The 20,120-nt window shown below is 52.4% G+C and carries 16 protein-coding genes and 1 riboswitch; of the genes, 8 read left to right on the top strand and 8 right to left on the bottom strand.

The features are described 5' to 3' along the window. Positions 1-77: 77 nt before the first annotated feature. From atpD to PsAD13_RS03155, 5 genes are all read right to left on the bottom strand, one after another. Positions 78-1,502 (bottom strand): F0F1 ATP synthase subunit beta, encoded by a 1,425-nt coding sequence (gene atpD / locus PsAD13_RS03175; RefSeq protein WP_057462966.1) that lies wholly within the window; start codon positions 1,500-1,502, stop codon positions 78-80. A 25-nt stretch (positions 1,503-1,527) separates the two neighbouring features. Continuing rightward, a complete protein-coding gene (locus tag PsAD13_RS03170) occupies positions 1,528-2,415 on the bottom strand; it encodes a F0F1 ATP synthase subunit gamma (RefSeq protein WP_057462967.1) in 888 nt (295 codons plus the stop codon). A 33-nt stretch (positions 2,416-2,448) separates the two neighbouring features. Continuing rightward, on the bottom strand, positions 2,449-3,978 hold the full coding sequence (gene atpA / locus PsAD13_RS03165; RefSeq protein ID WP_063294239.1) for a F0F1 ATP synthase subunit alpha: 1,530 nt from the start codon (positions 3,976-3,978) through the stop codon (positions 2,449-2,451). Next, entirely contained in the window at positions 3,978-4,538 is a 561-nt protein-coding gene (locus PsAD13_RS03160) for a F0F1 ATP synthase subunit delta (protein ID WP_082830495.1), read from the bottom strand. Before PsAD13_RS03160 ends, atpA begins: the two co-directional genes overlap by 1 nt. 214 nt (positions 4,539-4,752) lie before the next feature. Then, positions 4,753-6,930 carry a primosomal protein N' gene (locus PsAD13_RS03155; RefSeq protein WP_063317380.1) on the bottom strand — a complete coding sequence of 726 codons (2,178 nt, stop codon included), beginning with the start codon at positions 6,928-6,930 and terminating at the stop codon, positions 4,753-4,755. Between the two features lie 237 nt (positions 6,931-7,167). Here PsAD13_RS03155 and fsa point away from each other — a divergent pair, with 237 nt between their 5' ends. From fsa to PsAD13_RS03115, 8 genes are all read left to right on the top strand, one after another. Continuing rightward, entirely contained in the window at positions 7,168-7,821 is a 654-nt protein-coding gene (gene fsa, locus PsAD13_RS03150) for a fructose-6-phosphate aldolase (RefSeq protein WP_057462970.1), read from the top strand. Positions 7,822-7,940: 119 nt separating this feature from the next. Next, positions 7,941-8,429 carry a DUF523 domain-containing protein gene (locus tag PsAD13_RS03145; RefSeq protein ID WP_063302680.1) on the top strand — a complete coding sequence of 163 codons (489 nt, stop codon included), beginning with the start codon at positions 7,941-7,943 and terminating at the stop codon, positions 8,427-8,429. Between the two features lie 277 nt (positions 8,430-8,706). Next, positions 8,707-9,441: an endonuclease gene (locus tag PsAD13_RS03140; RefSeq protein ID WP_063302679.1), complete on the top strand. Its 735-nt coding sequence runs from the start codon at positions 8,707-8,709 to the stop codon at positions 9,439-9,441. Between the two features lie 90 nt (positions 9,442-9,531). Next, a complete protein-coding gene (locus PsAD13_RS03135; protein WP_063302678.1) occupies positions 9,532-10,617 on the top strand; it encodes a phospholipase D-like domain-containing protein in 1,086 nt (361 codons plus the stop codon). Positions 10,618-10,698: 81 nt separating this feature from the next. Continuing rightward, positions 10,699-11,658, top strand: a complete 960-nt coding sequence (locus tag PsAD13_RS03130; protein ID WP_063302677.1) for a tyrosine recombinase XerC — start codon at positions 10,699-10,701, stop codon at positions 11,656-11,658. Between the two features lie 59 nt (positions 11,659-11,717). Further along, positions 11,718-11,820: riboswitch (TPP riboswitch) on the top strand. 72 nt (positions 11,821-11,892) lie between these two features. Further along, positions 11,893-12,705: a hydroxyethylthiazole kinase gene (thiM, locus tag PsAD13_RS03125; RefSeq protein ID WP_063317240.1), complete on the top strand. Its 813-nt coding sequence runs from the start codon at positions 11,893-11,895 to the stop codon at positions 12,703-12,705. After that, positions 12,689-13,330, top strand: a complete 642-nt coding sequence (gene thiE, locus PsAD13_RS03120) for a thiamine phosphate synthase (RefSeq protein WP_063317239.1) — start codon at positions 12,689-12,691, stop codon at positions 13,328-13,330. Before thiM ends, thiE begins: the two co-directional genes overlap by 17 nt. A gap of 79 nt (positions 13,331-13,409) precedes the next feature. Next, on the top strand, positions 13,410-13,841 hold the full coding sequence (locus PsAD13_RS03115; protein ID WP_063317238.1) for a hypothetical protein: 432 nt from the start codon (positions 13,410-13,412) through the stop codon (positions 13,839-13,841). 56 nt (positions 13,842-13,897) lie between these two features. Here the strand turns inward: PsAD13_RS03115 and lpdA are convergent, their stop codons facing one another. The 3 genes from lpdA to PsAD13_RS03100 form a co-directional block, all read right to left on the bottom strand. Continuing rightward, a complete protein-coding gene (lpdA, locus tag PsAD13_RS03110) occupies positions 13,898-15,301 on the bottom strand; it encodes a dihydrolipoyl dehydrogenase (RefSeq protein ID WP_063294244.1) in 1,404 nt (467 codons plus the stop codon). A 101-nt stretch (positions 15,302-15,402) separates the two neighbouring features. Continuing rightward, the gene (odhB, locus tag PsAD13_RS03105) at positions 15,403-16,911 is read right to left on the bottom strand and encodes a 2-oxoglutarate dehydrogenase complex dihydrolipoyllysine-residue succinyltransferase (protein WP_063317237.1); all 1,509 of its coding nucleotides are present in this window, start codon (positions 16,909-16,911) and stop codon (positions 15,403-15,405) included. Positions 16,912-16,977: 66 nt separating this feature from the next. Then, complete coding sequence (locus PsAD13_RS03100; RefSeq protein ID WP_063317236.1) at positions 16,978-19,947, bottom strand: 2-oxoglutarate dehydrogenase E1 component; 2,970 nt, start codon at positions 19,945-19,947, stop codon at positions 16,978-16,980. Positions 19,948-20,120 lie beyond the last annotated feature (173 nt).

Here is a 20,120-nt window from a genome sequence, read left to right as displayed (position 1 = left end):
AGCTCATCCTCTATCCGTTTCTAAGAGTGACGCCAGAAGCGTCACCCAAAGAAGTCACCGGTTCGTAAGAACCGAGATTAAGCAGCGTCCTCAGCCAGCTTAGCCGCTTTCTCGATTGCCTCTTCCATAGAGCCAACCATGTAGAATGCAGCTTCTGGCAGGTGGTCGTATTCACCAGCAACAAGGCCTTTAAAGCCTTTGATGGTGTCTTCGAGCGCAACCAGCTTACCTGGGGAACCAGTGAAGACCTCAGCAACAAAGAACGGCTGGGACATGAAGCGCTCGATCTTACGTGCGCGAGCAACAACCAGCTTATCTTCTTCAGAAAGTTCATCCATGCCAAGGATGGCGATGATGTCCTGAAGTGCTTTGTAGCGCTGAAGTGTTTCCTGGACCTGGGTCGCAACTTCGTAGTGCTCGTCACCGATGATGCGCGGGTCAAGCATACGAGAGGAGGAATCCAGTGGATCCACTGCAGGATAGATGCCTTTTTCAGCGATCGCACGGTTAAGAACCGTAGTCGCGTCCAAGTGAGCAAATGTGGAAGCAGGTGCAGGGTCAGTCAAGTCATCCGCAGGAACGTAAACGGCCTGAACGGAAGTGATAGAACCTTTAGATGTGGTCGTAATACGCTCCTGCATGCCGCCCATATCGGTAGCAAGTGTAGGCTGGTAGCCCACAGCAGAAGGAATACGGCCGAGAAGTGCGGACACTTCAGCACCAGCCTGCGTAAAGCGGAAGATGTTGTCCACGAAGAACAAAACGTCCTGGCCTTTATCACGGAAGTCTTCCGCGATGGTCAGACCTGTCAGAGCAACACGTGCACGTGCTCCTGGAGGTTCGTTCATCTGACCGTAAACAAGAGCAGCTTTAGAACCTTCGCCGCCTTTTTCCTTGTTAACGCCGGATTCGATCATTTCCCAGTAAAGGTCGTTACCTTCACGAGTACGCTCACCAACACCAGCGAATACGGAGTAACCGCCGTGTGCTTTAGCAACGTTGTTGATCAGTTCCATGATGAGAACGGTTTTACCAACGCCCGCACCGCCGAACAGGCCGATCTTACCACCCTTTGCGTAAGGAGCGATAAGGTCAACAACCTTAATGCCGGTTGGAAGGATCTCAGCTTCTGTAGACTGTTCTACAAATGCCGGAGCTTCCTGGTGGATACCGCGTTTGGCATCATGTTCAATTGGACCAGCTTCATCAACAGGCTCACCAATCACGTTCATGATGCGGCCCAGAGTGCCGTCACCAACAGGAACTGCGATAGGTTCGCCAGTGTCGCGTACTTCCTGACCACGAACGAGACCTTCGGACGCGTCCATGCAGATTGTACGTACTGTATTTTCGCCCAGATGCTGAGCAACTTCGAGAACCAGACGGTTACCGCCGTTGTCAGTTTCCAGAGCGTTCAGAATTGCAGGGAGTTCACCTGGAAAGTGAACGTCGACAACAGCGCCGATTACCTGCGTGATCTGTCCGACTTTCGTGTCAGCCATCACTTAAATCCTCGTCTCAACTCGGTCAGAGCGCTTCCGCGCCCGCAATAATTTCAATCAGTTCCGTCGTGATCTGTGCCTGACGCTGACGGTTGTACGTCGTTGTCAGTTTGTCGATCATCTCGCCGGCATTACGCGTTGCACTGTCCATAGCGGCCATGCGCGCGCCCTGCTCGGAGGCACCGTTTTCAAGGATTGCGCTGTAAATCTGAATAGCGACGTTACGTGGCAGAAGAGTCTCAAGGATCTCCTGTTCACCTGGTTCGTATTCATAAAGCGCGTCCTCAGAGGAACCGTCCTGAGCTTCATCTTTCGCTTCAAACTGAGCTGGGATGAGCTGCTTGGCGGTCGGAACCTGACTGATTACCGATTGGAACTGCGCGTAAAACAGTGTGCAAACATCGTATTTCTCATCCTGGAACATTTCCATGACGAGATCGCCGATGTGCTTTGTGTCGCTGAATTCAACAGATTTCAGGCCGCGTAGTTCGATATTCTCTACAATGTACTGACCGTAGCCACGCTTCAGGGCGTCATGCCCCTTCTTACCAACGGTGACGATCTTGACCGTCTTACCTTCGGAAAGAAGTTTGTCTGCGTGCTCACGTGCCAGACGTGCTATCGACGAGTTGAAACCACCACAGAGACCACGCTCTGCTGTGCAGACGAGGAGCAGATGTGTCTGATCCCGTCCTGTACCCGTCATCAGCTTCGGCGCATCATCCCGACCTTCGAACCCAGCTGCAAGATTGCCAAGTACTGTCCCCATGCGTTCAGCATAGGGACGACCTGCTTCTGCAGCATCCTGGGCACGACGCAGTTTCGCCGCGGCCACCATTTTCATGGCCTTGGTGATTTTCTGCGTCGCTTTGACCGAAGCGATGCGGTTTTTTAGGTCCTTGAGGCTCGCCATGGGCGCTCTCGTTCCTTATCCCGTTGCTTCGAATTAACCGAGGGTCTTGACGTAAGCTTCCACTGCAGCTTTCAGCTTGTCTGTCAAATCGGCGTCGAGTGCCTTCTTCTCCCAGATAGCGGAGAGAAGGTCTGCATGTTCTGCACGCAGGAAGCGCAGCAGGCCAGCTTCAAAGTCGCGAACCTCGCCAACCGGACGATCGTCCAGGTAGCCGTTCACACCAGCGAAGATCACTGCAACCTGTTCTTCCGTTTTAAGCGGAGAGAACTGCGGCTGTTTCAGCAATTCGGTCAGGCGTGCACCACGGTTCAGAAGCTTCTGAGTGGTTGCATCCAGATCAGAACCAAACTGCGCGAACGCAGCCATTTCACGGTACTGAGCCAGCTCACCCTTAACCGGGCCAGCAACCTGCTTCATCGCTTTAATCTGAGCGGAAGAGCCCACACGAGAAACTGACAGACCAACGTTAACCGCTGGACGAATGCCCTGGAAGAACAGATCCGTTTCAAGGAAGATCTGACCGTCGGTGATGGAGATCACGTTGGTCGGAATAAACGCAGAAACGTCACCACCCTGAGTTTCGATCACAGGCAGCGCGGTCAGAGAACCGAGGCCGTGGTCTTCGTTCAGCTTCGCAGAACGCTCGAGCAGACGGGAGTGCAGGTAGAACACGTCACCTGGGTACGCTTCACGTCCTGGTGGACGACGGAGCAACAGGGACATCTGGCGATACGCAACAGCCTGCTTGGAAAGGTCATCATAACCGATCACAGCGTGCATGGAGTTGTCGCGGAAGTACTCACCCATTGTGGTGCCTGCGAACGGTGCCAGATACTGCAATGGAGCAGGATCAGACGCTGTTGCAGCAACAACGATGGAGTATTCCAGAGCACCAGCGTCTTCCAGAGCTTTCACGAACTGAGCAACAGTTGAACGCTTCTGGCCAACCGCAACATAGATGCAGTACAGCTTTTCGTGTTCGTCGTCAGATGCGTGCAAAGGCTTCTGGTTGAGGAAGGTGTCGAGGATGATAGCGGTTTTACCGGTCTGACGGTCACCAATCACCAACTCGCGCTGACCACGTCCGATTGGAATCAAAGCATCAATCGCTTTAAGACCTGTAGACATTGGCTCGTGAACGGACTTACGAGGCAGAATGCCTGGTGCCTTCACGTCAACGCGACGACGTTCAGTAGATTCGATCGGACCTTTGCCGTCGATTGGGTTCCCGAGTGGATCGACAACGCGACCCAACAGACCCTTACCTACTGGAACTTCCACAATAGCGCCGGTACGTTTTACCGTGTCGCCTTCTTTAATGTCACGGTCGCTACCGAAGATAACAACACCGACATTGTCAGTTTCAAGGTTCAATGCCATTCCCCGGATACCACCTGGGAATTCAACCATTTCACCCGCCTGGACGTTGTCCAGGCCGTAAACGCGGGCAATGCCGTCGCCTACGGAAAGTACTTGACCAACTTCAGTCACTTCAGCTTCTTGGCCGAAGTTCTTGATCTGGTCCTTGAGGATAGCGGAAATTTCCGCAGCCCGAATATCCATCAACCGACCTCTTTCATCGCGAACTTAAGAGAGTTGAGCTTGGTTCGCAGTGACGTATCAATCATCCGGCTGCCGATCTTCACGATCAAACCACCAAGAATGGATGAGTCCACCTTCACTACAATCTTCACATTCTTGCCCGTAGAAGCGTTGAGTGCTTCTTTAAGAGCTGCGACATGCTCAGCGTTTAATTCCGTTGCAGAGGTTACTAGAGCAGTAACTTCTCCACGCTTTGCAGCAAGCTGCTCACGGAAACCCTGAATCATGCCTGGAACGGCAAAGAGGCGCCTGTTTTGGGCAACCAACTTCACAAAATTTGCGGTCAGGCCGGAAATTCCGGCCTTTTCCAAAATAGCAGAGATCGCCTTTAATTGAGCGTCTGCACTAAAAACGGGGCTCTTGATAAGACGATCAAGATCAGCACTCTCGTTCAAGAGTGCCTCAAACTGGTCGAGACCCTTCTCCACCTCTGCCGTCGCACCCTGCTCCTCAGCAAGGTCCAACAGCGCAGAAGCATAACGCAAGGCCACGCCCGAAATGAGAGATACGTTGTCAGTCACTGGATCCGTGCTCTCCCGCGCATACAAGATTCTGGCGGCTGGCTCGCCGGAAATCCAAATCCTTGATAAGTCGCGTCTAATTCAATTTGAATGGCACAATCTGAGATAACCGTGCCGATAAAGCCGCGCTTCGCATAGCACACGCTTGAACACCTTGCAACATGGCGTAGGTATTCCAACGCATACATTGAGGTATCAAACTTTCTGCGCAGCACTACATGAAACTTTGGGGGTCAACATCAACCTGCACTCTGATACCGCCAGTTGGCTTGGGAGCGGCAGACAACCAGCTTCTCAGAAAGCCTTGTAAATCAACACTCCGGGGTGCGATTGCGAGCAAACGGAACCGATATCTGCCCCTCACCAACGCCATTGCAGCCTCTGCCGGACCGAGGATTTGAACGCCTTCTGAACTAGGACTATTTACTGCAAGAGTTTTGGAAAATTTTTCGGTGAGAGTTCTATCCGCTCCAGAGATAATCAATGCTGCGAGTCTCCCGAATGGAGGCAGGCCGGCGTTTTCTCGCGACTCGATTTCCGCAGCGTAAAATTCCTCGGGATTTCCGGAGAGAAGTGCCTTTATAACGGGTTGGTCAGGGTTGTAAGTTTGCAGCAATCCCCTGCCTTTTCCGTGTATTCGGCCAGCACGTCCCGTCACCTGAGCCAGAAGCTGGAAAGTGCGCTCTGCTGCCCTTGGATCGCCATTTGCCAGGCCCAAATCAGCATCAACCACCCCTACAAGGGTCATTAATGGAAAGTTATGCCCTTTGGCGACCAATTGCGTGCCGATGACAATGTCAACTTCGCCCGTTTCAACGAGCTTCATTTCGCGATTTATGCGCTCTGTTCCGCCCGGTAAATCCGAGGAGAGAACAAGGACGCGCGCCTCGGGAAATAACGCTGAGACATCTTCAGCAATTCGTTCCACGCCAGGACCACACGCAACCAGCGTATCGGGCTTGCTGCATTCGGGGCATTTATCCGGCATAGGCTGTGAATAGCCGCAGTGGTGGCATACTAATTTGCCCTTAAAGCGGTGCTCCACAAGCCAAGCTGAGCAGTTTTCACAATGGAACCGATGGCCGCAGGTTCTGCACAGGGTCAGTGGGGCATAACCCCTACGGTTCAAAAAGAGCAGAACCTGATTACCGTTGGTCAGTGTTTCCTGAATCTCATTGACCAGTGCAGGTGCCAGCCATTTGCCTCGCTCAGGCCCATCACAGCGCATATCAATGCCTTTGATTACTGGCATTTCCGCACCGGAAGCACGCACTGGAAGCACAATTTTCGTGTATCGGCCGAGCTTTGCATTTACCTGACTTTCCACAGATGGTGTTGCACTGGCGAGCACGACAGGGAAACCAGAGATATGCCCTCGAACAACGGCCATATCCCTAGCGTTGTAGGGAACGCGATCATCTTGCTTGTAGGCCGTATCATGCTCTTCATCCACGACCAGCAAACCTAGCCTGTGAAAAGGAAGGAAAAGTGCTGACCGCGCACCTACAACGACCTTCACTTCGCCATTTGCGACTCCCCGCCACGTTCTTGCGCGTCGTTTTGGAGGTACTTGCGAGTGCCATTCGGCTGGTCTGACCCCAAATCGCTGCTCAAACCGCTCCAAAAACTGGTTGGTGAGCGCAATTTCGGGGATGAGAACCAGAGCCTGCTCGTTGTTTCTGAGAGCTTCGGCGACGGCTTCGAAATAAACTTCGGTCTTTCCTGACCCTGTCACCCCATCGATAAGGAAGGCTTTGAAGCCTTTTCCGATGGACTCACACAACTGATTCGCGGCACCTTCCTGAAGATCTGTCAGCTTTCTGCCCGGAAGAGATGGATCAGGATCCGGTAGTGGCGGGGTTGCTGGCAGCATTGCTTCTTCCAGCACGCCTTGCTTTTTAAGGCCGTCGATGACCGAGGAGCTGACACCAGCAGCTCCCGCTAAACCGGGGCGTGTCCATGCCATGCCATTTTCGACGAGTTCCATGACTTTTGAGCGCGCAGGTGTCATGCGGTCCGGCTGCATGCCATCAATGTAGCGCACACCAGAGAGCAGCGTTTCTGGTTCCAAAGCCTCCTCAGAACGCAGCACCATGCGCAAAACCATGCCGGGAGCGCCCAGCGTCCATGCGGCAACCCAGTCTATGTATTTCCTAAGATCTTCAGCGATTGGGGGCGTATCGTAGACATGCAGGATGCTTTTCAGCCTTTTGGGATTAACCTTTGTGTCTGGTTCTCCATCCCAAACGGCACCGATCACCTCACGCGGGCCAAGAGGCACACGCACGATGGAACCGGGGCGTACGTCCATGTCAGCGGGTACTTTATAGGAATAAGCACCTGCGACAGCGACAGGAACCAGCACAGGTACAATAACCTCTGGTTCACACATCTGGCCGTTGCCAAAAAACTCAGTTTGCTGACTCACGAAACTCCATTCCTTGTTGAGCACTTGCTGGTTTTGCCGCGCATTCTTATCCTAAAACCGAAATCCAGTTTTCGGGAATACGCTTTAGCGGGTTTTACTCTTGTTGTTTCTATACACTCTGGGCTAAACACATACCGGAATTCCCCCCTAGGCCTCCGGTACCCTACGAGAGGCTACTAAGAAATCAGGAGCCTTTCCGGCATGAAATTCTTCGTTGATACTGCTGACACCAACGACATTAAAGAGCTGGCTGCAACCGGTCTTCTCGATGGTGTTACCACTAACCCATCTCTTATCATGAAATCTGGCCGTCCAATGAAAGAAGTCATCGCAGAGATCTGCGAGCTTGTGGATGGTCCTGTTTCTGCTGAAGTTGTCGCAACCGACGCTGAAGGCATGCTGAAAGAAGCTGAAGAGCTGATCGCAATTGCAGATAACATCTGCATCAAGCTGCCTTTGACATTGGAAGGCCTGAAGGCTTGCCGCGTTCTGGCGAACAAAGGCGTGCAGACCAACGTGACCCTTTGCTTCTCTGCAAACCAGGCTCTTCTGGCTGCAAAAGCTGGCGCGACCTTCATCTCTCCATTCATTGGCCGTCTGGACGACATCAACATTGAAGGCCTGGACCTGATTGCTGAAATCCGTCAGATCTATGATAACTACGGCTTCACCACCGAAATTCTTGCAGCTTCTATCCGTAGCGCAAACCACGTAAAAGACTGCGCGCTCATCGGCGCTGATGTTGCAACTATCCCACCTTCAACACTGAAGGGCCTCGTGAAGCACCCATTGACCGACAAAGGTCTGGAAGCATTCATGAAGGACTGGGCAGCAACCGGTCAGAGCATCGTTTAAGCTCATTTCGTTTTCGCATATCGCGATGATATTAAGCGCGGGCCATTGAGTCCGCGTTTTTTGTTTTATCGTGCAGTCTCAGCCAGCCCAAGCCTATCTAAAATTCAGGTATCCGCAGTATGACCACGAAAATCCTGATAAGTGCGTGCTTGCTTGGTGAGCCAGTCCGCTACAACGGCAGTGGCCTACCACTTGAAAGCAGTATTCTAACTGGTTGGAAGGAAGCCGGTATTCTGGTGCCCCTTTGCCCGGAAGTCGCAGCAGGATTTCCAACACCGCGCCCACCAGCTGAGATTGAAGAGAACCAATTGGGCACAGATGTTCTCGAAGGCCATGGCGGAATTTTTGAAGACAATGGGCGCGACGTCACCAACCAGTTTCGCCTTGGTGCTAGCATCGCGGTACAGACCGCTCTTGAAGAAAGTTGCCGTTTTGCTTTGCTGACGGATGGCAGCCCATCCTGCGGGAGCACTTTTATCTATAGTGGGCATCATGATGGGCAAACTCGTTCTGGCCTGGGTGTCGTCGCTGCTGATCTGCTCAAGAACGGCGTTGAGGTATTTGCTCAGCATCAAATTCGTGAATTAGCAGCGCGATTGCGCTCTTAGAACCTCCGTTTAACCCTCAATCTCTCCTCCCCTCATCTTGCTTGGCAAGGTTCACACCCATTCATTCGGTCAAAGTGGACCAGCACAAACCAGTATCCACCGCGTCAAACAGTGTTGGCAGGGTTTTCTTAACTCTCCCTCGCCAGTTTCTGATGGTGAACTTGAATATGTCGCGTGCATTTCATTCACGCGCCTCATTCAAGATCTTTATTAATGCGTATCCTTATCTGAAAACCGGAGACCACTTTTCAGGGATACGCTTGCGAAAGACTCCTTCATGCGTAACCTCATCGTATTCTCTGCTGCCCTTTTAGCTTGCATCTGGACAACTGCAGCCTTTTCTGCGCCGCCAACCAGCTTCTCTCAGGCCAAGCGCCTGTTGGAGAAGCATATTTATCCGTCAGAAGAGTATCGCGAGACCTTCTATTGTGGTTGCACCTACAATGGAAAGAAGCAGGTTGATGCGGACAGTTGCGGGTATACTCCGCGCAAAAACGCCAAGCGCGGCAAGCGGATTGAGTGGGAGCATATTGTTCCGGCCTCCCGTTTTGGCAAAACCCGGGCTTGCTGGAGTGAAGGCGACCCTGCCTGCACCACCAAGAAGGGCAAATCCTATAAGGGCCGCCGGTGCTGCTCTAAAGTTGATGCAGATTTCAAGCGCATGGAAGCTGATCTCCATAACCTCGTTCCAGCCGTTGGTGAGTTAAACGGAGACCGCTCCAATTATCGCATGGCCGTTATTACTGGCGAAGACCGGACTTACGGTGCTTGTGACTTTGAGATTGACAGCAGCCGGAAAGTTGCCGAGCCGATGGCTGAGACGCGCGGTGATATTGCGCGGATCTATCTGTACATGCAGACCACCTACGGCATGCCTCTGACAGAGACTGAAGTGGAGATGTTCAACAATTGGATGGCAGAGGATCCGGTCTCTGAAGAAGAGCAGCTGCGTGATGCTCGCATCCTGGAAATTCAAGGCAACACCAATCCACTTATTTCGGTTGGTTTCTAGCTAGGTCCTCTTTTCGCTTCCTACCGTCATAATTGTGTACCGACACATCATCTACCCTAGGGTAAGGTGTTATGACGGTGGGAGGGTACAATGGCAGTTGAAACTGAGAATCTTAAATTCCTTGTTGGTCCGAAGACAGTCCTCGATCATTTACCGGATAACCCGCTGGATGATCTTGAGGGAGAGATTATCGGGTTTATTGATGCTGCAGAGCGCTCGCTCGACATAGCAATTCAAGAAATAGACAATAAACGCATAACCAACGCACTTATCAACGCAAAGCGACGCGGGGTGCGGGTGCGAGTGGTGTCCGAGGCGGATTACCTGAGCGTAGATGAGCCAGCAGACGACCCGCACTCAAGCGACCCTCGTGTTGAGAACGAGGTGAACCGGCAACTTCACGCGGCGTTGCTGCGCTCTAAGGTGTGGGTTCGGACTGACTTTAACCCACGGATATTCCATCAGAAATTCATCATTCGCGATGGCAATGCTGTTCTGACCGGCTCCACAAACTTCACTGAGACCGGCACACATCGCAACCTGAACCATCTTCTCATCATCAAGAATGAGAAGGTTGCCGATATCTTTGAACGGGAATTCAGGGAGATTAAACGGGGGCGATTTGGCCGATACAGCGTTGATGACAACGAAGCCGAGAACACACCGAAAGAAGTGATTGTTGACGACATCCGCGTGAAAGTTTGCTTTGCACCGGACCACGCACCAGAGATGGAAGTCACCAAACAGATGACAAAAGCTAAGGAACGAGTGGACTTTGCTATCTTCACCTTCTCCAAAAGCTCCGGCATTGATGATGCCATGTTGCTGCTGATGGAGGCTGGGCGAAAGGTGCGTGGTGCGCTTGATGCCCGGCAAGGCGGACAGGACTGGGCAGCCACTCAGCCTTTAGCAGAAGCTGGTGCTGATTTGCATTTCGTTCGCGGTTCAAGCCGAATTGGTAAGCTTCATCATAAGCTTATGGTAATTGATGATAGCATTATGATTGTCGGCAGCTTCAATTACACAGGCCCGGCGAACCGGTTTAATGACGAGAACATCGTCGTTTTGGGGGATTCTGTGGTGCCAACCGAGAACCAGAAACGGTTTGCGATGGCCGCTCGGCAGGAAATTGACCGGATCATCAGTGATCACGGGCAGCCAATCGTCATCAACTGAATTTGCGCAGGCATTTCGCAAAGGCGTGTATGTTTATCTTTTGGTAACCATTCAGCCAGATTTGGCGCTTACACTTTGCGAATGGCAAATTCCCTTGATAGCGGCGAAGACTTACTCATCATCTGCAAACCAGATGTTACCGCAGCGATAGAAGACTGGATTGATCATCTGGGCTCTGAACGGCGACTGGCTGAACGGACACTGGAAGCGTATGAGCGCGACACCCGTCAGTTCCTGCGCTTCATGACCAGTTATGAAGGCGAACCGGTTGCCCTGCGGCATCTGGAGTCTTTGAAACCAAAGGACTTTCGCGCATTTCTGGCGACGCGTCGGAGGGATGGCGCGCAGACGCGGACGCTTGCCCGCGGGTTGGCTGGCATCCGCTCCTTCCTCTCGTTTCTGGAGGAGCGCGGTGAGGTGAATGCGGCTGGTGCTGCAGCTGTTCGTACGCCGAGACTTCCCCGCAGCCTGCCCAAGCCTATCCCCGTTGAGGAAGCCAAAGCGATTGTCAGCAGCGATCTCGCTTTTGAGGACACTCCCTGGGTTGAATCCCGCAACGCAGCGGTGTTCACACTGCTCTACGGTTGCGGTCTCCGTATCTCTGAAGCGCTGTCTCTGACATCGGCCTCAGCGCCGAAGGAGGGGGATAAGTCGCTGAAGATTCGCGGTAAAGGCAACAAAGAACGGCTTGTTCCGGTTCTGCCAGTGGTAATAGAAGCTATTGAAGCCTACAAAAAGCAGTGCCCTTATGATCTGTCGGGCAGCTCACCGCTGTTTCGCGGCGTTCGTGGTGGCCCGCTGAATGCGCGTATGATCCAGCTGGCCATGCAAAAAATCCGCAGTGCTCTTGGTCTACCAGACACCGCAACTCCTCACGCTTTACGCCATTCGTTTGCAACTCATTTGCTCTCTGAAGGCGGGGATTTGAGGAGCATTCAGGAGCTACTGGGGCACGCAAGCCTTTCTACCACACAGATTTATACGGAAGTGAACAGTGCACAGCTGTTGGACGCTTATGACAAGGCACACCCGCGTCGTTGATAGGTTGTCCCCCTCCCTCACATCACCTTGATCTCCCTTAGCAGATCCCCTAGGTTCGTCGATGTGAAACGGGGTGCCCGACACGTGTGTTGTGGCTGAGATCATACTCGAAGAACCTGCTCTGGATAATTCCAGCGAAGGGAGCACTCACGCCGTGTTGGGGGATAGATTGTCTGGCAGTTTGCCAAGTCCCTGATACCAGCTCTCTTTCGCACAACAAGACCGAGGATAAAAATGGGTCGTGTCGAAAGCGCTTGCGCAACTCTTTCTGCAATTCGTGACAACAGTCCACTCGTCCATAACATGACGAACATCGTGGTGGCCAACACCACAGCGAACGCCCTGCTGGCCATTGGCGCCTCCCCTGCCATGGTGGATGGCCCAGAAGAAGCCCCTGAACTTGCAAGTGTTACAGGTGCATTAGTGGTCAACGTTGGCACGGTTACCCCTGCTCAGGCAGAGGCGATGAAGCTGGCAACTGCTGCTGCCCACAAAGCTGGTCGCCCTTGGGTGCTGGACCCGGTGGCTGTTGGAGCGCTGACCTTCCGCACCAAGCTAGCTGGTGAATTGCTGGAGAATAAGCCGAGCGTCATTCGTGGCAATGCCTCTGAAATCATGGCACTTGCTGGTCAGGGTGCAGGAGGAAAAGGCGTTGATAGCACCGATAGTTCGGAGGCTGCTCTCGCAGGAGCGAAAGAACTGGCGAAGCAGACGGGCGCTGTTGTTGTTGTCTCTGGTCCGGTCGATTTCATCACTGATGGTGCGCGCACTGCTGAAGTCGCCAACGGGGATAAGATGATGCCTTATGCGACTGGTCTTGGCTGTACGGCAACGGCTTTGACTGGCGCAACACTGGCAGTTTGCGATGACCCATTTGATGCTGCTGTTGATGCAATGGTTTTCCTCGGAGTGGTTGGTGAAATTGCTGCAAAAAATTCAGCAGGACCAGCAAGCTTGCAGCTGGATATCATTAACGGCCTCTATCAGCTGAACAGCGATATCCTCAACGCAACAGCACGGATTGAAATGCATGAAACCGTTGCTTGATCTGTCCGTTTATCTGGTGCTGGGGCCGCAAGACTGCCCCGGTCAGGATCCCGTCGACATAGCAATCGCAGCCGCACAAAACGGCGCTACTGTTGTGCAGCTTCGTGACAAGACTGGCAGCACGCGCAAGCAAATTGAGCTGGCAGAGCGGTTGATGCGAGCGTTGAAACCGTTGAATGTGCCGCTAATCGTCAATGATCGTGTAGATGTTGCCTTAGCGGTTGATGCGGACGGTGTTCATGTTGGGCAGGATGATATGGATGCCACGAAAGCCCGGGAGCTGATCGGCTCAGATAAGCTGCTAGGTCTTTCGGTCAGCACTCAGGACGAGCTGGATACTGCGGATATTTCCGCCTGTGATTACCTTGGCATAGGCGCCTGTTTCCCGACGAACAGTAAGGATGATGCGGCTGACATGGGTATGCAGAGCTTTGCCGGTTTAACGGTTCAATCTCAGTTGCCTGTGGTTGGAATTGGCGGAATTTCGCTTGCTAATGCGGATCAGGTGATCAAAGCTGGAGCTGATGGGATTGCAGTTATTTCAGCAATCTGTGGGGCATCCAGTCCATCCGCAGCTACGCGCAAGCTTCAGGACATCGTCAAAAGCGTAAAAGACCTAGGGTGATAGGATAAAACACGCATTTACTCCTCGCAGAGCCCATCTACATTGATATATGAGAGGACTAGGCGGGGAGCTTTTAGTCATGAAACTTAGACAAACATCATTTTTGTGCATATTCTTCTGCACGTTTGCCTTTCTTGTTTCTGCAGCTCAAGCGCAAACCGCCTGTGAAGTCCGCAAATCAGAAATGGCGGAGCTGGGGGATTGGGAAAATCCCAAAGCACGTTTGAAAGAGCTCTCTCAGATTGAAGTTGAAGGGCAATGCCTTGACGGCCAACTGGTTGTGCGTGCTCGTGCCTTCACCAGCTGCTCTCCTCGCGATTGCAAATGGGGTTGGGCTGCAGGACAGCTTAGCTTTTCTGGCGTACTCACGTTCCGGTTCGGTGGTTTCTTCAAAGCCCAGCATATTGAGCTGCGGCCAATGGGAGAGCGCATTCAGGCATATGTCCGCACCGAAAACCATGATCCAACAATTCCCAACAAGACCCGCAGTTATATTCTGGTCCGCCAGTAGCAAAAAAGCCGCCTCAGTTTCCTGAAGCGGCTTTTTTTTAATCCAGAAATTCCAGATTACATATGAATTGGCTTGGCGAATGTTGCCATAGCAGCTTCTTTCACTGCTTCGGACATGGTTGGGTGCGCGTGACAGGTGCGACCCAGATCCTCAGAGGAACCGCCAAATTCCATCAGAACACATGCTTCGTGGATCATTTCGCCAGCACCGAAGCCAACGATATGAACACCAAGCACGCGATCTGTTTCAGCGTCAGCCAGCACTTTGACGAAACCGTCGGTGTGCAGCATTGCTTTTGCACGACCATTTGCGGAAAACGGGAACTTGCCGGACTTGAATTTGATGCCAGCAGCTTTCAGCTCTTCTTCAGTTTTGCCGACGCTGGCCACTTCAGGAGAGGTGTAAACAACACCAGGAATGACGTCATAGTTTACGTGACCAGCCTGACCTGAGAGCATTTCTGCAACTGCAACACCTTCGTCTTCCGCTTTGTGCGCAAGCATCGGGCCAGCAATCACATCACCGATAGCAAAGATACCGTCAACGTTGGTTTTGTAGTGGTTGTCTGTCTTCACGCGGCCACGCTCGTCCAGCTCAACACCTGCTTCTGCCAGACCAAGACCTTCCGTATATGGACGGCGACCGATCGCGACGAGAACCACGTCTGCATCCAGAGTAGCGGCGGCGGCTTCACCTGCTGCTGGCTCAACGGTCACTTCCAGAGCACGACCTTTTTTCTGAACCGCAGTTACCTTCGAGGACAGCTTGAACTTGAGGCCTTGCTTTTTCAGCATACGGAGGAACTGCTTGGAAACATCTGCATCCATTGGGCCGAGTATCTTGTCCATGAACTCAACAACGGTCACTTCAGCACCAAGACGGGCGTAGACAGAACCAAGCTCAAGACCAATAACGCCAGCGCCGACAACTGTCATACGGTTCGGCACTTTATCCAGAGACAGGGCGCCAGTTGAAGAGACGACAGTTTTCTCATCGATCTCGATACCTGGCAGAGGCATCACGTCAGAACCTGTTGCGATAACGATGTTCTTGGTTTCAACGATGGAAGTAGAGCCGTCTTCAGCTTTTACTTCTACGCGACCAGCACCCAGCACGCGGCCAGTACCAAAGTGAACGTCGATCTTGTTCTTTTTGAAGAGGTAATCGATACCGGTCACATTGCCGTCGATCACTTTATCTTTGTGCGCCAGCATTGCCTTCCAGTCCACTTTTGGCTTGGACGTTTTGATGCCAAGGGCTTCAAAGCTGTGGTTTGCTTCCTCGAACATTTCAGAGGCATGCAGCAGAGCTTTGGATGGAATACAACCAATGTTCAGGCAGGTACCACCATGGGTCTTACGCTTCTCAACCACAGCAACTTTCATGCCGAGCTGAGCTGCCTTGATTGCACAAACATAACCGCCTGGGCCGGTACCGATGACGACGAGATCGTAGGACATTTGCAAATCCCTGTAAGTAGACGGGAGAAGGCTGCAACGAAGAGAAGTGCGCCAATTTCCCTTAAAACAAATGTGCCCGGCCAGTGCCGGGCACGTTTATATCAGAGGTCCAGAATCAGACGCTGTGGATCTTCAAGGCTCTCTTTAACACGAACCAGGAAGGTCACTGCCTCTTTGCCGTCAACGATACGGTGATCGTAAGACAGAGCCAGATACATCATCGGACGGATTTCTACCTGACCGTTGATCGCAACCGGACGCTCCTGAATTTTATGCATACCGAGGATACCGGACTGCGGTGCATTCAGGATTGGAGAGGACATCAGGGAACCGTAGACGCCACCATTAGAAACGGTGAAGGTACCACCCTGCATGTCTGCCATGGAGAGCTTGCCATCACGGCCTTTACGACCGAGGTTGCCGATTTCTTTTTCGATTTCAGCAATAGACATCTGGTCTGCATCACGAACAACAGGAACCACGAGACCCTTCGGAGTGCCAACAGCAACACCGATATGAGCGTAGTTTTTGTAGATGATGTCAGTGCCATCGATCTCAGCGTTTACAGCCGGGATTTCTTTAAGAGCATGGGTAATTGCTTTGGTGAAGAAACCCATGAAGCCGAGCTTTACGCCGTGCTTCTTCTCAAAGATGTCCTTGTACTGCTTGCGCAGGTCCATGATCGGCTTCATGTCCACTTCGTTGTAAGTGGTCAACATAGCCGCAGTGTTCTGAGCATCTTTCAAGCGGCGCGCAATCGTCTGGCGCAGCTTGGTCATGCGAACACGCTCTTCACGCACTTCGTCAGTCGGAGCTGAAACGGCGCGCACTGCAACAGGAGCTGGAGCGGCTGCCGGAGCAGCAGAAACGCCAGCAGCAACAGCTGCGAGAACATCACCTTTAAGAACCTGACCGCGTTTACCGGAGCCTGCAACCTGATCAGCGGAGAGACCTTTTTCAGCCATCATCTTTGCTGCAGAAGGTGCTGCTGGCATGCTTGTGCCAGAAACCACTGGAGCTGTTGCGGCAGCTGCCGGAGCAGCAGCGGCAACAGCTGCGCCGTCGCCTTTAGCGATTTTGCAGAGCAGGTTACCAGGCTCAACAGTTGCGCCAGTTGCCTGAGCGATTTCAACCACGGTACCAGCAACTGGGCTAGGTACTTCCTGAGCAGCTTTGTCTGTTTCCAGCTCAACGAGGATATCGTCAGCCTTTACAACGTCACCAACTTTAACTGACCATTCGCCAACTTCAGCTTCGGTAACACTTTCACCAGCGTGTGGTACCAGAACTTCAACTGTTTCAGCAGCTGCAGTAGGCGCTGCTTTAGCAGCCGGTGCAGCTTCGGCAGCAGGAGCGGACACAGCACCAGCTGCGCCCTCTGCGATGGAACCAAGAAGGGTGCCAACTTCAACAGTCTCGCCTTCTTTCACATCAATGCTGTCCAGTTTACCGGCTACAGGTGCAGGCACTTCAACAGTTACCTTGTCTGTTTCCAGCTCAACCAGTGGCTCATCTGCATTCACCGCATCGCCCGGTTTTTTGAACCATTGAGCGATTGTTGCCTCGGTTACGGATTCACCCAGAGTGGGTACTCGAATTTCCGTCGCCATTGTCTCTATCTCTTTTCGTTTCAGGGCCCCTAAAAGGCCTGTCGGACTTACCTGATTACGAGGTACTTACTCGGCGAATGCATCGTCGAGGAAAGCTTGTAGCTGAGCCAAGTGCTTTGACATCAAGCCGGTTGCTGTTGCAGCAGCTGGTGGACGGCCAACGTAACGCGGGCGATGCACTTTTGCATTCACATGCTCCAGAACCCATTCAATGTACTGTTGAATGAAGAACCATGAGCCCATGTTCTTTGGCTCTTCCTGACACCAGACTACGTCTGCATTCTTGAAGCGGCCCATCTCTACGCACAAGGACTTGGTCGGGAACGGATAGAGCTGCTCAACGCGGAGGATGTAAACATCGTTGATGTTACGTTTCTCACGCTCTTCGAGCAGGTCATAGTAGACCTTACCTGTACACAGGATCACGCGACGGATGTCTTCATCCTTCTTCAGCTCAACAGTTGAACCTGGGTTCGTCTGAGCATCATCGTGAAGGAGACGGTGGAAGCTTTCGTCTGCGCCGAAATCTTCCAGTTTGGAAACTGCACGCTTATGGCGGAGCAGAGACTTTGGCGTCATCAGAACGAGTGGCTTACGAATGTCACGCTTCAACTGACGGCGAAGGATGTGGAAGTAGTTAGCCGGTGTCGAACAGTTGGCTACCTGCATGTTGTCTTCCGCGCACATCTGCAAGAAACGCTCAAGGCGTGCTGAGGAGTGCTCAGGCCCTTGACCTTCATAGCCATGCGGCAGCAAACATACCAGACCGGACATTCGAAGCCATTTACGCTCACCAGAGGAGATGAACTGGTCAAACAGCACCTGCGCACCGTTTGCGAAGTCACCGAACTGTGCTTCCCACATGGTCAGCGCATTTGGTTCTGTCAACGAGTAACCGTATTCAAAGCCCAACACTGCTTCTTCAGAAAGCATTGAGTTGATGACTTCGTAACGACCCTGCTTTTCACCAACGTGGTTCAGCGGGATGTAACGGTCTTCGTCTTCCTGATCATACAGAACAGAGTGACGCTGAGAGAAGGTACCGCGCTCACAATCCTGACCGGACAAGCGAACGGAATGGCCTTCTTTCAGCAATGCACCGAATGCCATTGCTTCGCCCATTGCCCAATCGATACCTTCACCGGTCTCAATCATTTTGGCACGGTTGTTCATGAAGCGGCGGATCGTGCGGTGTGCATTGAAGTCATCAGGAACATTAGTCAGCTTGCCGCCAAGTTCCTTGAGTTCATCCATTGAAAGACCAGTAGAACCACGACGCGGCTCATCGACTTCCTTAGCAATCTTCATCTTAGACCAACGGCCATCAAGCCAGTCGGCTTTGTTTGGCTTGTAGGTTTGGCCTGTTTCGAACTCACGATCCAGATGCGAACGCCAATCAGCTTTTGCTTTATTAACGTCCTCAGCAGACATCAGACCTTCTTTGACCAGCTTGTCAGCATAGATCTGAAGGGTTGTTTCATGCTTGCGGATCTTGCGGTACATGATTGGCTGCGTAAACGCAGGCTCGTCACCTTCGTTATGGCCAAAGCGGCGATAACAGATGATATCAATCACGACTGGGCGTCCGAACTTCTGACGATATTCAGTTGCAATCTTTGCGGCAAAAGTCACAGCTTCCGGATCATCACCATTTGCATGGAAGATCGGCGCTTCAATCACTTTCGCGGCGTCAGACGGATAAGGTGAAGACCGTGAGAAACGTGGGTTGGTTGTAAAACCGATCTGGTTGTTGATGATCACATGGATCGAACCACCAGTGCGGTGACCACGAAGCGCGGACAGACCGAAACATTCAGCAACAACACCCTGACCAGCAAACGCAGCATCGCCGTGCAGAAGCAATGGGAGGACGTTACTGCGGTCAATTTCTGATGTCTCTTTCCAATCAGAAAGCTGGTCCTGCTTGGCACGAACCTTACCCAGAACAACCGGGTTTACGATCTCAAGGTGAGACGGGTTCGCAGTCAAAGACAGGTGAACGTTGTTGTTGTCGAAGGAGCGGTCAGAAGAGGCACCGAGGTGGTACTTCACATCACCAGAGCCTTCCACATCATCAGGAGCATATGAACCGCCCTTGAATTCATGGAAGATCGCGCGATGTGGCTTGCCCATCACCTGAGACAGAACGTTCAAACGACCACGGTGTGCCATGCCCAGAACGATGTCTTTAACACCAAGAGCACCACCGCGTTTGATGATCTGCTCAAGCGCCGGGATCAGTGCTTCACCACCGTCCAGACCGAAACGCTTTGTACCGGTGTATTTCACATCAAGGAACTTCTCGAAGCCTTCGGCCTCAACAAGTTTATTGAGGATCGCTTTCTTACCTTCCGGTGTGAAGGCAACATGCTTGTCCGGACCTTCAATGCGCTCCTGGATCCATGCTTTTGCAGCTGGATCAGAAATATGCATGAACTCGACACCAAGGGTGGAGCAATAGGTCCGTTTCAGAATTTCCAGCATCTCACGGATGGTGGCGAATTCCATGCCCAGAACGTTGTCCAGGAAGATCTTCCGATCCCAGTCCGCTTCAGAGAAGCCATAGGTCGCGGGATGCAACTCTTCATGGTCACCAGGAACAGCAAGGCGGAGCGGGTCAAGATCAGCATGCAAGTGGCCGCGCATACGGTAAGCACGGATCATCATGATCGCACGAACACTATCGCGAGTTGCCTGCAGCACCTGATCTTCGGTTAGCTCAACACCATTCTTCTTGGCCGTGGACTTGATCTTTTTGCTGACTTCTTTTTCAGCGGGCCAGTCGCCATCAAGAGCTGAAACCAGTTCACCATTTGCTGGAACTGGCCAATCAGAACGCTGCCAGGTTGCTCCGCGAGCTTCCTTGATTACGTCTTCTGGATTGTCCTGAAGCGAAGAAAAGAATTCTTTCCACTCGGGGTCGAGTGAATTCGGGTTTTCCTGATATTGAGCATAAAGCTCTTCAATATAAGGAGCGTTGGCGCCGTAAAGAAACGACGTCAGCGCGAATACGTTGTTCGCGTCCTGCCGAGCCATCGTTTTTAAGCGGACTGTTGATCCGCCCTACTTTCTTTGGGCGGGTGTCACACACCACATACCCTTGGGTCCCGCGACTGACAGCAAGCCTGGGGACTTACTGCCTTCTCAAGACTGTCGATGAAAGTGATTCACCGACAGTCGATTTAGTATGCCTCCTAAATGGTATAGGA

Origin of the sequence: Pseudovibrio sp. Ad13, from assembly GCF_001623225.1 — a bacterium.
Lineage (GTDB): Bacteria > Pseudomonadota > Alphaproteobacteria > Rhizobiales > Stappiaceae > Pseudovibrio.
This window is presented reverse-complemented; position numbering and strand designations above follow the sequence as displayed.

Excerpts from the sequence above, each read along its gene's own strand:
- PsAD13_RS03135 (WP_063302678.1), top strand. The coding sequence starts at position 9,532 with ATGGCAGTTGAAACTGAGAATCTTAAATTCCTTGTTGGTCCGAAGACA.
- PsAD13_RS03170 (WP_057462967.1), bottom strand. The coding sequence starts at position 2,415 with ATGGCGAGCCTCAAGGACCTAAAAAACCGCATCGCTTCGGTCAAAGCG.
- odhB (WP_063317237.1), bottom strand. The coding sequence starts at position 16,911 with ATGGCGACGGAAATTCGAGTACCCACTCTGGGTGAATCCGTAACCGAG.
- thiE (WP_063317239.1), top strand. The coding sequence starts at position 12,689 with ATGAAACCGTTGCTTGATCTGTCCGTTTATCTGGTGCTGGGGCCGCAA.
- lpdA (WP_063294244.1), bottom strand. The coding sequence starts at position 15,301 with ATGTCCTACGATCTCGTCGTCATCGGTACCGGCCCAGGCGGTTATGTT.
- PsAD13_RS03140 (WP_063302679.1), top strand. The coding sequence starts at position 8,707 with ATGCGTAACCTCATCGTATTCTCTGCTGCCCTTTTAGCTTGCATCTGG.
- PsAD13_RS03115 (WP_063317238.1), top strand. The coding sequence starts at position 13,410 with ATGAAACTTAGACAAACATCATTTTTGTGCATATTCTTCTGCACGTTT.
- atpA (WP_063294239.1), bottom strand. The coding sequence starts at position 3,978 with ATGGATATTCGGGCTGCGGAAATTTCCGCTATCCTCAAGGACCAGATC.
- PsAD13_RS03145 (WP_063302680.1), top strand. The coding sequence starts at position 7,941 with ATGACCACGAAAATCCTGATAAGTGCGTGCTTGCTTGGTGAGCCAGTC.
- PsAD13_RS03130 (WP_063302677.1), top strand. The coding sequence starts at position 10,699 with ATGGCAAATTCCCTTGATAGCGGCGAAGACTTACTCATCATCTGCAAA.
- fsa (WP_057462970.1), top strand. The coding sequence starts at position 7,168 with ATGAAATTCTTCGTTGATACTGCTGACACCAACGACATTAAAGAGCTG.
- atpD (WP_057462966.1), bottom strand. The coding sequence starts at position 1,502 with ATGGCTGACACGAAAGTCGGACAGATCACGCAGGTAATCGGCGCTGTT.
- PsAD13_RS03155 (WP_063317380.1), bottom strand. The coding sequence starts at position 6,930 with ATGTGTGAACCAGAGGTTATTGTACCTGTGCTGGTTCCTGTCGCTGTC.
- PsAD13_RS03100 (WP_063317236.1), bottom strand. The coding sequence starts at position 19,947 with ATGGCTCGGCAGGACGCGAACAACGTATTCGCGCTGACGTCGTTTCTT.
- thiM (WP_063317240.1), top strand. The coding sequence starts at position 11,893 with ATGGGTCGTGTCGAAAGCGCTTGCGCAACTCTTTCTGCAATTCGTGAC.